Below are 13,621 nucleotides of genomic sequence, written 5' to 3'. Positions count from 1 at the left end.
CGTGGCCCAAAACGGCAATGCAGGCAGGGAACACCCGCCTGCCGGTTTACCGACGATGGGGGGCTCCCCCATCATCACTTCCCGCTTTTAACTTTAGTCCATGCGCGGGTAATGACACGGTCCAGCTTCGGCGACTGCACGTTGAGCGTGAACAGCTTGGCGCGCAAATCGGCCGGCGGATAGACGTTCGGGTTATCGCGCACTTCGGCGTTCACCAGCGGCGTGGAGTCTTTCACCGCATTGGCGTAGTAAATGTGGTTACTGATGTCCGCCATCACGTCCGGCTTCAGCAGGAAGTTCAGGAACTGGTAGGCAGCGTCCTTGCTTTTGGCGTCCGCCGGCATGGCGAACATGTCAAAGTAGGTCAGCGCCCCCTCTTTCGGGATCGCATAGGCCACATTCACGCCGTTCTTCGCCTCTTTGGCGCGGTTGGCCGCCTGCATCACGTCGCCGGACCAGCCGATCGCCACGCAGATGTCACCGTTCGCCAGATCGTTGATGTACTGAGAAGAGTGGAAATAGCGGATGTTCGGTCGCAGCTTCAGCAGCAGATCGTTGGCCGCGCCGGTGTAGTCCGCCGCGTTGGTGCTGTTGGGATCTTTGCCCAGATAATGCAGCACGGTGGCGTAGACCTCGCTCGGCGCATCGAGGAAGGAGACGCCGCAGCTCTTGAGCTTCTCCAGGTTTTCCGGCTTGAAGATCAGATCCCAGCTGTTGACCGGCGCGTCTTTGCCCAGCACCGCCTTCACCTTGTCGACGTTATAGCCGATGCCGGTGGTCACCATCATGTAAGGGATGCCGTATTTGTTGTCTTTGTCGTTATGCGCCACCAGCTTCAGCATCTCGGGATCGAGATTTTTGTAGTTGGGGATCTTGCTCTTGTCGAGCGGCTCGAAAATGCCGGCCTGCGACTGACGCTCGAGGAAGTTGGATGAAGGGACCACCAAATCGTAACCGGTGCTGCCCGCCATCAGTTTGCCTTCCAACACTTCGTTGGAGTCAAAGACGTCGTACACCACTTTGATACCGGTTTCTTTCTGGAATTTGGCCAGGGTATCCGGCGCGATATAGTCGGACCAGTTATACACGTGCAGCGTTTTCTCTTCGGCTGACGCCGTGACGGACGTGGCCATCAACAGACCGGCAACCACACCCGATAACCACTTTTTACGTTGGGTGACCATCCGTAACTTCCTCCAAAACAGGGTAAATCATAGAATTGAACTTGTATCTGCAGCGATACAAAACCTTTCCTGATTGAGCGCAATCGTTGCAACCGCGAAATGAATGGCTATGCATATGATTGCATGCGCCTTTTTGCACTGCCCTGCTCGCGTGGTTACAAGGGAAATCGCAAGCCCTTTGCAGAATCAGCAGCATAGCCGCTGCCATCGCAACCCGCCAGCCCCCAGGGTAAAAAACGCCATTTATCGATTTTTTATGCAATTTTTCTCTATGTGATACGGCATTAACGGCGTAAAAGCCGAGAAAGATCGGGCGGCAGAGGCCAAAGTGCAGAATATTTAATTGCGGAGGGGAGTCACGGCAGCATGCCGCCGGAGCGACGGCATGCTTAAGGTACAGCGAGGATCAGTGCAGCATCGGCTGACGCACGGCGCCAGCGGGGATCTCTTCTTCATCCCCCATAAACAGCAGATCGTTCGCCCGCGCCTCGAGGATCACCATCGAGACCTGCTCTTCGCCCTGCTGCATGAAGTGGGTGAACTGCTCGTAGGTGATGCCGACCGCCACGCTCAGCGACTGGCAGACGATCAGCTTCGGCAGGTTGTCGTCCTGAATGTCGACAAAGGCCTTGATGGTCAGCGAGCTGGCGTTGATCTGGCTCAGATCCGCCACCAGCGGGATCAGCGCGGTCGGCTTCACCTCGGCCAGCGCGGAGAACAGAATGACGTTGTCCACCAGATCTATCTTGGCGTCGAACACGCCGTCGAAGTTCTGCATGTGCGGCAGGTGCAGCGCCTGGCAGGAATCGCACTCAAAGAAAGAAATGCCCGACTGATCCAGCCAGCGCCGCAACAGCGCCAAATCGGGGACAATGAGTGAATCCATAATAACCAGCCTCACAATATTCAAAACGCGAAAAGGCGCATAGCTTACGGAATATTCACCCGATACGCCACGATCAATGCGGCTTAATTCACTAATTAAGATATTGCTCGGCGGGAAAAGCGCAACGCGCGTACCGTCAGCCGCCCGATTTCAGGCGGAACCCCGGCCGGCCGCGCTGCTCGATGTATTCGATCATCATGCCGGCAATGTCCAGCCCGGTAGTGGTTTCCACCCCTTCCAGCCCCGGTGAGGCGTTGACCTCCATCACCAGCGGGCCGCGCTCGGCGCGCAGGATATCCACCCCGGCGACGTCCAGCCCCAGCGTGTTCGCCGCTTTGACCGCAATCGCCCGCTCCCTGGCGGTGATGGTCACTTTGCGGGCGCTGCCGCCACGGTGCAGGTTGGAACGAAACTCGCCGGGCTTCGCCTGCCGCTCGATGGCGGCCACCACCCGGCCGCCCACCACCAGGCAGCGCACGTCGCGGCCCTGCGCTTCGCGCACGTACTCCTGCACCAGAATATGGGCGTTCAGGCCGCGAAAGGCGTCGATCACGCTTTCCGCCGCCTGGCGAGTTTCCGCCAGCACCACCCCGATGCCCTGCGTGCCTTCCACCAGCTTGACCACCAGCGGCGCGCCGCCGACCAGTTCGATCAGATCGCCGGTATCGTCCGGTGAATGGGCGAAACCGGTGATCGGCAGATCGATACCCTGCCGGGCCAACAGTTGCAGCGAACGCAGCTTGTCGCGGGCGCGGGTAATGGCCACGGATTCGTTGAGCGGGTAGCTGCCAAGCAGCTCGAATTGGCGCAGCACCGCGGTGCCGTAAAAGGTGATGGCGGAACCGATGCGCGGGATCACCGCGTCATAACGCTCCAACTGACGGCCGCGATAGTGAATGGTCGGCGCCGCCGGGTTGATGTTCATATAACAGGAAAGCGGATCGATGATATCGATGCTGTGCCCGCGATCTTCCGCCGCTTCACGCAGCCGCTTGCACGAATAGAGCGATCCGTCGCGAGAAAGAATGGCAATTTTCACTCGTCACCCCAAAAAGGCCAACGCCTGCCCCGCAGGCGGGTTAGCGGCCGCGGCGCTCAGGCGCGCGGATCGCTGTCCTGATGATTTTTCGATACGTCCGTATCTTGCGGCTTGCGGCGATCGTTTTCCGGCGGCAGGCCGCCGCGCATCAGCGGCCCGAACCCCTGCACCACGCGCCATACCAGAAACGCCGCCGCCGGCACCATCAGCGCCACGCCGAGGAAAATCATGCCGACCGCCGCCTGCTGCGACGCCAGCCAGCCCGGCAGCTGCAGGTGCCCGTGAATGCTGAGGTAGGCCAATACCAGCATCACGATGCCCAGCCCTTCCAACACCAGCACTGGGCGCGGTAAGTCACCGAATGAACGCATATTTTTCTTCTCCAGAAGGTCTGCCCCCAGTGTAGTGAATTCCCGTCGACGACGACAGCCCCGGCAGACTAATTGGTTACATGAATCAGATTAACAGGTAATTCCTGCTTTTTTTTCACCGCCTCAACGGGCATAGTAGGCGCCATCTGACGCAGGTAATGACTTTTTCGGTGACGGGATGTCGTTGCGGTAGCGAACAATTTTTTGAAAATCCAATTAAGGAGCGTTGCATGTTTGCAGTAATCTTCGGGCGTCCTGGCTGTCCTTATTGTGTCCGCGCTAAAGAACTGGCGGAAAAACTGACTGAAGAACGCGACGATTTCAACTTCCGTTACGTTGACATCCACGCGGAAGGCATCACCAAGGCCGATCTGGAAAAAACCGTCGGTAAACCGGTTGAAACCGTTCCGCAGATTTTCCTGGACGAGAAGCACATCGGCGGTTGCACCGATTTCGAAGCTTACGCTAAAGAACACCTGAACCTGTTCCAGTAAGTTTTTGAACGACATAAAAGGCGCTTAACGCGCCTTTTTTTATTGCCGCTGCCGCCGATGCAGCTGCTGGAGCGTGTGCAACAGACCGAGGGCGAACAGCATCAGCATCGCGCCGAACACGCACCAGAACACCGCGCTGGTGGCGTAAGCCAGCTCCTGCCAGAACGAATAGGACGGCGTCAGCCAGAAGTGACGGATCAGCAGGCAGAGCGGCAAGGCATAAAGCGCCCCCAGCAGCGGACACAGCAGCCGCTTGCGGCTCGACAGATAGCTGGCGATCGCGCCGGGGATCACAAACAGCAGCAGGCCGGTTTCCCCGTGGTGCTCATGATCCGTGCTGCCGAACAGGCCGGTTTGCTGGCCGAGAAACACCAGGTTGAACAACAGAAAACAGCTGAGAATGCCCAGCCAATATCGATAACTCGTCATGCGAATTCTCCCCCGCCCAATTACCGCATCAATAGAAATCAGCCCAGCCACCCGTGAGGTGACGCTGAACCGAATTTTTTCCTTGGCCAAAAGAGAGTTAAATGCGCACGGCGGCGCAGGAAATCAGCTTTCTGTGCTGGCTGTCATCGGTCATAGCGTCTAGAATGAACGCCGCCGAACGATGGTTCGCTTCGCTTTCTGCTGGTGGTGATTTATGACGTCGTTTTAAGGCTGAATTTATCTCTTATAGTTATCTATATCAAGCACTTACTGGTAAACAATAAGTTATCCTCCGTGAACATAAACGTCGCTAGTTTGTTAAACGGTAACTACATTCTGTTACTGTTCGTGGTACTCGCGCTGGGGCTGTGCCTCGGTAAACTCCGTCTGGGCTCCGTCCAACTCGGTAATTCCATTGGCGTTTTAGTGGTTTCCTTGTTGCTCGGCCAGCAACACTTCGCCATTAACACCGAGGCGCTGAATCTCGGCTTCATGCTGTTTATTTTCTGCGTCGGGGTGGAAGCCGGGCCTAACTTTTTCTCGATTTTCTTCCGCGACGGCAAAAATTACCTGATGCTGGCGCTGGTGATGGTCGGTTCGGCGATGGTGATCGCCATCGGTCTCGGCAAGCTGTTCCACTGGGACATCGGCCTGACCGCCGGCATGCTGGCCGGCTCGATGACCTCCACGCCGGTGCTGGTGGGGGCCGGCGATACGCTGCGCAACACCATCGTCAACGGCCCGGCGCTGCTGGCGGCGCAGGATCATCTGAGCCTCGGCTATGCCCTCACCTACCTGATCGGTCTGGTCAGCCTGATTTTTGGCGCGCGCTACCTGCCGAAGCTGCAGCACCAGGATCTGTCCACCTCCGCCCAGCAAATCGCTCGTGAACGCGGCCTGGACACCGACAGCCAGCGCAAGGTCTACCTGCCGGTGATCCGCGCCTACCGCGTCGGCCCCGAGCTGGTGGCCTGGGCTGACGGCAAGAACCTGCGCGAGCTGGGCATCTACCGCCAGACCGGCTGCTACATCGAACGCATCCGCCGCAACGGCATTCTGGCCAACCCGGACGGTGACGCGGTGCTGCAGGTGGGCGATGAGATTTCGCTGGTCGGCTACCCGGACGCCCACGCGCGGCTGGATCCGAGCTTCCGCAACGGTAAGGAAGTGTTTGACCGCGATCTGCTCGACATGCGCATCGTGACCGAAGAGATCGTGGTGAAGAACAGCAACGCGGTGAACAAACGCCTGAGCCAGCTGAAGCTGACCGACCACGGCTGCTTCCTCAACCGCGTGATCCGCAGCCAGATCGAAATGCCGATCGACGACAGCATCGTGCTCAACAAAGGCGACGTGCTGCAGGTGAGCGGCGACGCGCGCCGGGTGAAGAGCGTGGCGGAGAAAATTGGCTTTATCTCGATTCACAGCCAGGTGACCGATCTGCTGGCGTTCTGCGCCTTCTTCATCATCGGCCTTTTGATCGGCCAGATCACCATACAGTTCAGCAACTTCTCGTTCGGCATCGGCAACGCCGCCGGCCTGCTGATGTCCGGCATTATGCTCGGCTTCCTGCGCGCCAACCACCCGACCTTCGGCTACATTCCTCAGGGCGCGCTGAACATGGTGAAAGAGTTCGGCTTGATGGTGTTTATGGCGGGCGTAGGCCTGAGCGCCGGCGCCGGCATCGGCCACAGCCTGGGCGCGGTCGGCGGCCAGATGCTGATCGCCGGGCTGATCGTCAGCCTGGTGCCGGTGATTATCTGCTTCCTGTTCGGCGCCTACGTACTGCGCATGAACCGCGCCCTGCTGTTCGGCGCGATTATGGGCGCCCGCACCTGCGCACCGGCGATGGAGATCATCAGCGATACCGCGCGTAGCAACATCCCGGCGCTGGGTTACGCCGGCACCTACGCCATCGCTAACGTGCTGTTAACGCTGGCGGGTTCACTCATCGTGGTGCTATGGCCGGGCATACTCGGCTGATCGATTAGCAAGAGAGATGGATCGGCGATAAAAATATTTTGATTTTTTTGTCGCTGGCCAGAACTTTCGTTGGGGGCCGCAGTCTGAATTAGTGCCACTGCTTTTCTTTGATGTCCCCATTTTGTGGAGCCCGATAATCCCGCCTTTTAGGTTCAAGATTATCGGGTTTTTTGTTGCCTTGAAAAAATATCCTTATAAAACAATGCGTCGCAAAACACATAACTACCCTGTGGCGACAAAGTGGCGACAGCCATTTTACGGACATAAAAAAACCTGCTTTCGCAGGCTTCTTGTTAAATCCAAAGTGTTCCCTGATTGCTGCGGGTTGGGTGTGGCGGAGCGATATCAACTTTGCCCGGTGATACGATCTGCCGCTGAATAGATTCCAACGTCACAAAAGTACAACTGCAATTTATGTTTTGGCATTGATGATAACGCTCTTTAGTGTTCTCACTTAGATAGCGGCTTGTGCGGGCATGGGCGGCAGTTCGGCAAAGCGGGCAATGCATCATGTTGATATTCCCTTCTCAATCTCTCATTTGTCGCGATAATACTCCGCCCGATCGAGAACAAAACTACCTTTAAGTGAATTTACAAAACATCAATTCACATTACGAGACTTCATAAATCACATTCGACAGCAAAACCTCAAACTCCAGCGCCGTCGTAAAACCGCCGTTACTCAAATTGTGCGTAACTTTGCTCACTATCCAGTCTTGCGCATCGATCGCCGCTTTAAACCCGCTGACGCGTACCGGCGTTTCCGGGGTGATGTTGGCCCGGCCCATCGCCAGCGACAGTGAGAACTCAGCCACACCGCGCTGAAGCTTTTCCCACTTCGCCTGTGCTGCCCGCATCGCGGCGGCCTTGGTGGCGTAAATTTTGGTGATCGCAAACACGTTATCGTCAGCCCCCACCAGATAATCGCCTTTCGCTACCTCCGCCGGTTTCCCCGGTTTTTTACTGCTGCCCGGCTTCGCCTTCGGGTGTTGCAGCGCGCGCAAATGCTGCTCTTTTGGCTTGCGCTGCAGCTTCACTTTCTTCGGCTTCGGCTGTTTTGTATTGAGCCAGCTCGCCGTTACGCCTGTGTAGGCATCCCGATCGGCAATGCTGAAACTGTGCTGATCGCCATCCTGCCGGGTGATTGTATACACCGGCAACGCCTTCCCGCCTACCGTGGCGCCGTTCCCCGGTCGCAACAACAGCAGAGCGCCATTTTTCACCGCCGCCACCGCGCCGTTGAGCGTTGCAAGTCGGGTAATAAATGCCGCGTCCGTCTCCTGTGTCTGGTCAATATGGCTGATTTTGATGGTGCCCAGACCGGCGGCCAGCGAGGCTTTCAGCTTATTGCGTGCAGCCACCTTCTGCACAATGCCACCCAGGGTAGTATCGTGGTAGGACTCGTCGCGCCGGGTGTTCAGCGAGCCGCGAAAATCCGCACTACGCGCGCGAATAGTCAACGTGTTCGGCGCGCCCCGGTGTTCGACCTCATCGACAGTAAACTGACCTTTTGGCGTCAATGGCGAGCCTTGCCAGCCGAGCGACAGCGACAGCACCGCATTGCGCTGAGGCATCGCCATCAGTCCGTCGCTGTCGTCCAGCTCGATGTCGAGCTGGTCGGCTTCAAAGCCCCGGTTATCCGTCAGCGACAGAGAAATCAGCCGCTTGCGGATGTTCTGCGTGATGTCGCTATCCTGCAGCAACAGCGAGAAATCCGGGGCAACTCGCGCCCCCGCTGGCAGGCTTACGCCGGTGATCATGAAAACAATCCTCCCATAGCACCGGCGGCCTTCCCGGCCATCTCTCCGGCTTTATCGTACAGTTCCCCGGCCTGCTGGCGCAGATCGCCAAACATCGCAGACAGGGACTCATCGACCCGCTTCAGGTTGAGCGTGAACTCTGTGCGGCGCGGGCTGCCGTCGGCGAAAAACTCGGAATGCGTTTCAGAAATCGACTCGATCACAAACATGCCGTAAATCGTGCCGGTGCCTTCAATCAGCGGCCACGCCCGGCCCTGCTCGGCCATCAGTTGCAGCGTCAGCAGTGACCAGCGGCCGCCGGTGATCTCCGGCAGCAGCACCCCGGACAGCGTGATTTTTTCCTCATCCATCCCCAGAAATTGCGCCGCCGGGCGCAGGCCAACGCGGGCGTTGCTCGGCCAGCGATATTCCGCGTTGCGGCTCATGGACTGATACGGCAGCGTCTGCAGCATAAAAACAAACAGGCCCAGCGTTAACATCATGGTTTTACCCTTCGTAGTTCATGCGGCTGCGCGCGGCAGCCGCGTGTTTGCGTCGTTCGGCCTCAAGCTGGCGCGAGACTTCGCGCGCAATAGATGCCGCGTCTTGACCGGGGGCGCCGTACACCTGAATCGTGATCGGGGCTGGCGCCGTAGCGGATGCGGCAGCCGGGGCCGACGCCATCACCGGCGTTGACAGCGATAACATCGCCGCCGACAGCGCCGCCGTTTTCCGGCGCCCGGTGACGTTGGCCGGGCCGTTGACAATCTCCGGGCCACGCTCGCCGACGATGCCGAACTGGCCGCGCGGGATGATGCCGCCCTTGTCGAATGCCCCCGCATAGCCCGGCCCCGGCATCAGCTCAGGCGCCGGGCGATTGTATGAAATCGCCGGGTTAACCTCCGCCTCATCGTCGCCAAATTTCATCCAGTCCGGCAGCATATCCGTGAGGCTGGAAAACTTGTCTTTCAGCGCCTGCCAGCGCTCGCTAATGCCGTCAATGACCCCGTTAATCATGTTCATCCCGGCTTCTTTGAACTGCCCCGGCAGCGCTTTAGCCCCGTTTACCAGCCCCTCCCATTTGCCATTAAGCCAGCCAGTCAGCCGATCCCATGCCTGAACCGTGGCGGCGCTCAGCGCCAGCCATGCCGCGTTAACACGCTCGCCGATGGTGTCCCAGACGGCGGCGGCACGCTCCGCGATACCGCTCGCAACGCCCCAGATGCCGGTCAGCAGGCCGGGCAATCCGCCCAACAGCTGCAGCGGCAGGCTCAATCCGGCCGCGATCCACTCACCAAACATGCGGCCATAGCGCGCGGCGGTCTGGAGTTCGGCCTGTGAGGATTTCACCGGCTCGATCAGCTTGCAGAACCACTGCCACACGTTGCGCACCATGCTAAGCAGCGGCGTAAATGCGCCTGCCAGCGGGACAAGCGCGGCGCGCATCGGCGCGAAAGCGGCGCTGAAGCCTTCGCCGATGCCCGTCAAAAAGGCGCTGATAGGCTCCCAGTATTTACGGATAGTCAACGCCACACCGGCAATCACCGCCGCCGCCGCAACCACCGGCAAGGTGATCACACTGAATGCGGCCGCAATCCCGGCGCCGACGGTGGTAAAGACCGTTCCCAGCAGCCCGGCCCCGGCGATCAACATATTGACCCCGGCCATCACCGGCCATGCAATAAGGCCCAGCGCAGCGAGGCCACCGATCAGGGCCGTAACGCCCGCCGTGACTTTCACCAGCGTGCCGACCAGCTCAGGATTAGCCTTCACCCATGCCCCGGCCTTGGTGAGCCATTCGGTGGCGGAAACCGTGAGTTTGCGCAGCGCTGAATTCTGGCCGTCGAACACCTCAATGCGAACATCTTCCCACGCAGAAAACAGGTTTTTCAGGTCGCCGTCGAGGTTGTCCACCTTCACTCGGGCAATCTGGGCCGTAGCCCCTTTTGACTGGGTGACGGTGCTGTGTTTTTCGCTCAGCTTGCCGTTACCGGCGGCATCAATCAGCTTGATAGCGCCTTTCATCGCCTCTTCGCCGAAAATGACTTTCAGGTATTCGGCCTGCTGCGCGGTGCCGAGCTTGTTGGTTTTAAACGAGCCGTTAATTTTCTTGAGGATGTTCGCGATCGGCAGCATGTTCCCTTTGCCGTCCTTTGTTTTTACGCCCAATTCTGACAACGCATCAGCCGCCTGCCCGACGGGCGCCTGTAACCGCGTAAACATCGCACTGGCCGCCGTACCGGCCATAGACCCCTTGATGCCGTTATCGGCCAACACACCCAGCAAGGCGGTGGTGTCCTCGATACTGGCCCCGGCCGCCTCGGCGATCGGCGCGACGTACTTCATCGCCTCGCCAAAATCCATCAGGTTGCTGTTCGAGCTGGTGAAACCTTTGGTCATCACGTCCGCGACGCGCTGGATCTCGTCTATCGGCATGTTAAACGCCGATTGCATGTTGGTGATGATGTCGGCCGCGTCGGCGATGTCCAGATCGGAGGCCAGCGCCAGATTTACCGTTGACTCGGTCGATTTCAGAATGGCATCGCCGTTAAAGCCGGACTTGGCGAGCACCGATTGCGTGCGGGCGACGTCCGTCGGCGAAAACGCAGTGGTGGCGCCAATATCCCGCGCCTGCTGGCGAATGGCGGCCAGTTGCTGGTCATTTTTCGCCAGCCCTAACGTGGCTTGTGTGTCTGACATCTGCCTGTCGAACTGCACCCCCGGCGCAATAAACGCCCCTTCAGCGACCAGCCCGGCGGTAGCGATACCCAGCCCGGCCGCGCTGGTATTACGGACAGCCGCGGTTGCCGATTGCCCGGCACGGTAACGCGCGCCGACGCGGTTAACCTGATCTTGTTTCTTGCTCAGGCGATCCAGCTCGCCGCGCTGGCGGCCCAGCGCTGTCGTGGCTTCGCTGGCGCTGGCCTTCAACCGGCGCTGTTCTGCGCTCAGGTTCCGGGTAGCGATGCCGTCAGCGTTGAGCGCGTCACGCTGGCGCTGCACCGACTGGCGCAGGCCGTTGTATTTCGTCTGCAGCTCGGCGGCGGCGCGCCTTGATGCCTCCAGTAAGCGCGCTTGCTGCGCCGTGGGTTTTTCCGTCGCCTTGAACTGGACGGCCAGCGCGGCCGCCTCTTCCTTGGCTTTCTTCAGTGCCTTGCCGGTAACGGCAAGCTGCCCCTGCGCCTTGCGAAACCCGTCAATCCGGGCGCTTTGCGCGTCCAGAGCCTTGAGGGTTTGCTGCGTGGTTTTGATGTCAGCGGCCAGTGATTTACTGGCCTGTTGGATACTCTTTAGCGGGCGGGTGGCTTGGTCTACGGCCTTCAGCAGCACCTGTAGCTGCAGGCTTTTACTCATCGTGATTAACTCCGCTGCGTTGCAGTGCCATATGGCGCCAGTTCAACAGCTCCGTGAGCGTCATTCCGGCCATTTCAGACGGCGGCCAGTGGAAGATCACCGCGATGTCCGCCATCAGGTCATCAACGCCCAGCCGGGCGTCAGGGATTACGCCGCCGAGTTCGGCGACAAAAAACCGACCACTTTCCCGGCCAGCGCCACCAAATCCGGCAGCTCAAGGCGCGCGCATTCTTCTTTGGTCAGGTTCGGCACGGTCACACGCGGCAGCACAACCAGCAGCGCGTCAACGTCGGCGTTGGCGATTGCCGCCAGCCCGACGCCGCGCAGCGCGCCCGCGTTCGGTTTAATCACCTGCACATCGGTGATGGTGGTTTCACCACGCTGGATCGGGGTGTCGAGGGTAACGGTATTTTCTTTTGCGTCTTTCATGGTGTTCTCTCAAATCAGGGGGAAAAGGGCCAGCCCGGCAGGCTGGCGCAAAAATTACAGGCCGATCGCCTTGCGATGCTCGGCCAGCCGGTCAACGCCGTTGACCTTTTCGACCATGTTCACGGTATCGACTTCGATCAGCTCTTTGCCGTCCACGGTCAGCTTGAAGTAAGTACACTCGGTGGAAACCTTGGTTTCGGTATCCTCGCCCTGCTTGTACTCGCCAAAGTCAATTTCTTTGTGGCGGCCACGCATCACCACTTCCACAGCGGACACCTCGCCGGTGTCGTCACGCTGGAAGGAACCGGCAAAGCGCAGCGGCACGGCATCGACGGCGCCCCACTGCTTCAGCACCAGCTCATCAATGCCGCCCATCGACCACTCAACGGCCAGCGCGTCATCGTCCAGCCCCATATCGATGGAGGCCGCGCCGTTCATGCCGCCGCCCCGGTATTTCTCCAGCTTGCGGGTGAGCTTCGGCAGCGTCAGCGAGGACACCACGCCCATATAGCTGTAGCCGTCGTTAAACAGGTTCAGGTATTTCAGTTTTTTCGGCAGTGCCATGTTCTAACGTCTCCTTTAGCGGTTCACGGATGCCGCAAACGTCGCCAGATAGCGATCGGTGATACGCTGGCGCAGGGTTAAATCTTCCAGCGGCGGCACCGGCGTGTAGTCGTAATCGATAAACAGCTTGCCCGCCTTCAGGGTTTCCTTGGTGTTGGCGCTTTCGTCGTACCAGCAATTACCGTCAATAATCAGCCCGGCGGATTTCAGCTCGCGGAATTTCGCGTTGATGCCGTCAATCATGTCGCGCACCAGCGTAGGCGTTACCGGGCGGTCAACGGCCCATAGGTGCGCCTCGGCCATGGTATCGGCCAGCACCTGCGCGGTGCGGGTGTAGTTCTCGAACAGGAACAACGGATCATCGGAACAGGTGCGGGAACCCCAGAATTTAAAGCCGTCTTTGCGAATAAGGGTGGTGACGCACGCTTGGTTTAACAGGTCGGCATCGGTGCCGGGCGCCTGCAAATCCCAGAACACGCTGGCGGTGATGCCGGTCACACCGTTAACACCGACGTTTGAAAGCGTCTTATGCCAGCCGGTTTCCGTGTCGATTTTGGCACGCAGGCCCAGCGCGCGGGCGGTGGCGTAGGCGATGTCGCTCTGGTTGGCGGTAGTGTTCCAGCTGACAAAATCCGGCCAGATCAGCATCAGCTCGCGCTGGCTGAAATTGTCGCGGTACTTGGTAGCCTCCTGCACGGTTTTACAGCCGTGGGCGCTGATATAGCCGAACGCGCGCAACTGCTGGCAAATACCGGCGAGCGCCGTCGCGACCTCCTGATTATCCAGCCCCGGCACGCCGAGGATGCGCGGCTTAACGCCCAGCTCAGCCTGTGCAGATAACAGCGCTTTCATGCCGGTATAGCGGCCTTCCGCATTCGCGCCGCCGATAATGTTGGAGGTGGTTTCCGCCGCGTCTTTGCCGGTGGCAACGCGAACAACCACCGTGACTGGCTTCGCCTGTTCGGCGATCGCCCGCAGCGACGCCGCCAGCGTGCCTTTTTTACCGGCCTTGCCGGAAGCGGCCAGCACGTCGGTGATAAGTACCGGGGTATCGAGCGGGAAAACCGACGCGTCGGCATCCTCCGCCGTGCAGACCATGCCGACGATTGCCGTCGATACGGTGGAAATAACGCGGGTGCCGTCGTTGAT

Annotated in this window: 15 protein-coding genes; 2 read left to right on the top strand and 13 right to left on the bottom strand. The window is 59.2% G+C overall.

Annotated features, from left to right (window positions below):
• Window positions 1–74: 74 nt before the first annotated feature.
• The 4 genes from potF to ACJ8IP_RS00060 all read right to left on the bottom strand — a co-directional run bounded on the left by potF (window position 75) and on the right by ACJ8IP_RS00060 (window position 3,480).
• Window positions 75–1,184 carry a spermidine/putrescine ABC transporter substrate-binding protein PotF gene (gene potF / locus ACJ8IP_RS00075; RefSeq protein ID WP_164106160.1) on the bottom strand — a complete coding sequence of 370 codons (1,110 nt, stop codon included), beginning with the start codon at window positions 1,182–1,184 and terminating at the stop codon, window positions 75–77.
• Window positions 1,185–1,590: 406 nt separating this feature from the next.
• The gene (locus ACJ8IP_RS00070; RefSeq protein ID WP_004938666.1) at window positions 1,591–2,070 is read right to left on the bottom strand and encodes a YbjN domain-containing protein; all 480 of its coding nucleotides are present in this window, start codon (window positions 2,068–2,070) and stop codon (window positions 1,591–1,593) included.
• Window positions 2,071–2,206: 136 nt separating this feature from the next.
• Window positions 2,207–3,109 (bottom strand): 30S ribosomal protein S6--L-glutamate ligase, encoded by a 903-nt coding sequence (gene rimK / locus ACJ8IP_RS00065; RefSeq protein ID WP_033642523.1) that lies wholly within the window; start codon window positions 3,107–3,109, stop codon window positions 2,207–2,209.
• A gap of 56 nt (window positions 3,110–3,165) precedes the next feature.
• Window positions 3,166–3,480: a YbjC family protein gene (locus tag ACJ8IP_RS00060; RefSeq protein WP_042784084.1), complete on the bottom strand. Its 315-nt coding sequence runs from the start codon at window positions 3,478–3,480 to the stop codon at window positions 3,166–3,168.
• Between the two features lie 230 nt (window positions 3,481–3,710).
• On the opposite strand from ACJ8IP_RS00060, the gene ACJ8IP_RS00055 reads away from it, so the two are divergent.
• Complete coding sequence (locus ACJ8IP_RS00055; RefSeq protein ID WP_004938676.1) at window positions 3,711–3,974, top strand: GrxA family glutaredoxin; 264 nt, start codon at window positions 3,711–3,713, stop codon at window positions 3,972–3,974.
• A gap of 39 nt (window positions 3,975–4,013) precedes the next feature.
• Here the strand turns inward: ACJ8IP_RS00055 and ACJ8IP_RS00050 are convergent, their stop codons facing one another.
• Complete coding sequence (locus ACJ8IP_RS00050) at window positions 4,014–4,403, bottom strand: inner membrane protein YbjM (protein WP_033642521.1); 390 nt, start codon at window positions 4,401–4,403, stop codon at window positions 4,014–4,016.
• A gap of 294 nt (window positions 4,404–4,697) precedes the next feature.
• On the opposite strand from ACJ8IP_RS00050, the gene ACJ8IP_RS00045 reads away from it, so the two are divergent.
• A complete protein-coding gene (locus tag ACJ8IP_RS00045) occupies window positions 4,698–6,386 on the top strand; it encodes an aspartate:alanine antiporter (protein ID WP_004938680.1) in 1,689 nt (562 codons plus the stop codon).
• A gap of 293 nt (window positions 6,387–6,679) precedes the next feature.
• On the opposite strand, the gene ACJ8IP_RS00040 is transcribed toward ACJ8IP_RS00045, so the two are convergent.
• From ACJ8IP_RS00040 to ACJ8IP_RS00005, 8 genes are all read right to left on the bottom strand, one after another.
• The gene (locus tag ACJ8IP_RS00040; protein ID WP_072265518.1) at window positions 6,680–6,898 is read right to left on the bottom strand and encodes a DNA-binding transcriptional regulator; all 219 of its coding nucleotides are present in this window, start codon (window positions 6,896–6,898) and stop codon (window positions 6,680–6,682) included.
• A gap of 99 nt (window positions 6,899–6,997) precedes the next feature.
• Window positions 6,998–8,146 (bottom strand): phage late control D family protein, encoded by a 1,149-nt coding sequence (locus ACJ8IP_RS00035; RefSeq protein ID WP_128868875.1) that lies wholly within the window; start codon window positions 8,144–8,146, stop codon window positions 6,998–7,000.
• Entirely contained in the window at window positions 8,143–8,628 is a 486-nt protein-coding gene (locus ACJ8IP_RS00030) for a phage tail protein (RefSeq protein ID WP_128868874.1), read from the bottom strand. Before ACJ8IP_RS00030 ends, ACJ8IP_RS00035 begins: the two co-directional genes overlap by 4 nt.
• Window positions 8,629–8,632: 4 nt before the next feature.
• Window positions 8,633–11,479 (bottom strand): phage tail tape measure protein, encoded by a 2,847-nt coding sequence (locus ACJ8IP_RS00025; protein ID WP_163964855.1) that lies wholly within the window; start codon window positions 11,477–11,479, stop codon window positions 8,633–8,635.
• Complete coding sequence (locus ACJ8IP_RS00020; protein ID WP_102984926.1) at window positions 11,472–11,594, bottom strand: GpE family phage tail protein; 123 nt, start codon at window positions 11,592–11,594, stop codon at window positions 11,472–11,474. Before ACJ8IP_RS00020 ends, ACJ8IP_RS00025 begins: the two co-directional genes overlap by 8 nt.
• Before the next feature lie 32 nt (window positions 11,595–11,626).
• Entirely contained in the window at window positions 11,627–11,908 is a 282-nt protein-coding gene (locus ACJ8IP_RS00015; RefSeq protein WP_015379104.1) for a phage tail assembly protein, read from the bottom strand.
• A gap of 54 nt (window positions 11,909–11,962) precedes the next feature.
• Window positions 11,963–12,472 (bottom strand): phage major tail tube protein, encoded by a 510-nt coding sequence (locus tag ACJ8IP_RS00010; protein ID WP_023447563.1) that lies wholly within the window; start codon window positions 12,470–12,472, stop codon window positions 11,963–11,965.
• Window positions 12,473–12,487: 15 nt separating this feature from the next.
• Window positions 12,488–13,621, bottom strand: a 1,134-nt coding sequence (locus ACJ8IP_RS00005) for a phage tail sheath protein (protein WP_442524266.1), incomplete at its 5' end; no start/stop codon positions are given.

The sequence above is a fragment of the Serratia sp. CY52157 genome (assembly GCF_052168495.1).
GTDB lineage: Bacteria > Pseudomonadota > Gammaproteobacteria > Enterobacterales > Enterobacteriaceae > Serratia > Serratia ureilytica.
This window is presented reverse-complemented; position numbering and strand designations above follow the sequence as displayed.

Excerpts from the sequence above, each read along its gene's own strand:
- ACJ8IP_RS00060 (WP_042784084.1), bottom strand. The coding sequence starts at position 3,480 with ATGCGTTCATTCGGTGACTTACCGCGCCCAGTGCTGGTGTTGGAAGGG.
- ACJ8IP_RS00025 (WP_163964855.1), bottom strand. The coding sequence starts at position 11,479 with ATGAGTAAAAGCCTGCAGCTACAGGTGCTGCTGAAGGCCGTAGACCAA.
- ACJ8IP_RS00040 (WP_072265518.1), bottom strand. The coding sequence starts at position 6,898 with ATGATGCATTGCCCGCTTTGCCGAACTGCCGCCCATGCCCGCACAAGC.
- ACJ8IP_RS00055 (WP_004938676.1), top strand. The coding sequence starts at position 3,711 with ATGTTTGCAGTAATCTTCGGGCGTCCTGGCTGTCCTTATTGTGTCCGC.
- ACJ8IP_RS00070 (WP_004938666.1), bottom strand. The coding sequence starts at position 2,070 with ATGGATTCACTCATTGTCCCCGATTTGGCGCTGTTGCGGCGCTGGCTG.
- ACJ8IP_RS00015 (WP_015379104.1), bottom strand. The coding sequence starts at position 11,908 with ATGAAAGACGCAAAAGAAAATACCGTTACCCTCGACACCCCGATCCAG.
- ACJ8IP_RS00050 (WP_033642521.1), bottom strand. The coding sequence starts at position 4,403 with ATGACGAGTTATCGATATTGGCTGGGCATTCTCAGCTGTTTTCTGTTG.
- potF (WP_164106160.1), bottom strand. The coding sequence starts at position 1,184 with ATGGTCACCCAACGTAAAAAGTGGTTATCGGGTGTGGTTGCCGGTCTG.
- ACJ8IP_RS00030 (WP_128868874.1), bottom strand. The coding sequence starts at position 8,628 with ATGATGTTAACGCTGGGCCTGTTTGTTTTTATGCTGCAGACGCTGCCG.
- ACJ8IP_RS00020 (WP_102984926.1), bottom strand. The coding sequence starts at position 11,594 with ATGGCGGACATCGCGGTGATCTTCCACTGGCCGCCGTCTGAAATGGCC.
- ACJ8IP_RS00010 (WP_023447563.1), bottom strand. The coding sequence starts at position 12,472 with ATGGCACTGCCGAAAAAACTGAAATACCTGAACCTGTTTAACGACGGC.
- ACJ8IP_RS00035 (WP_128868875.1), bottom strand. The coding sequence starts at position 8,146 with ATGATCACCGGCGTAAGCCTGCCAGCGGGGGCGCGAGTTGCCCCGGAT.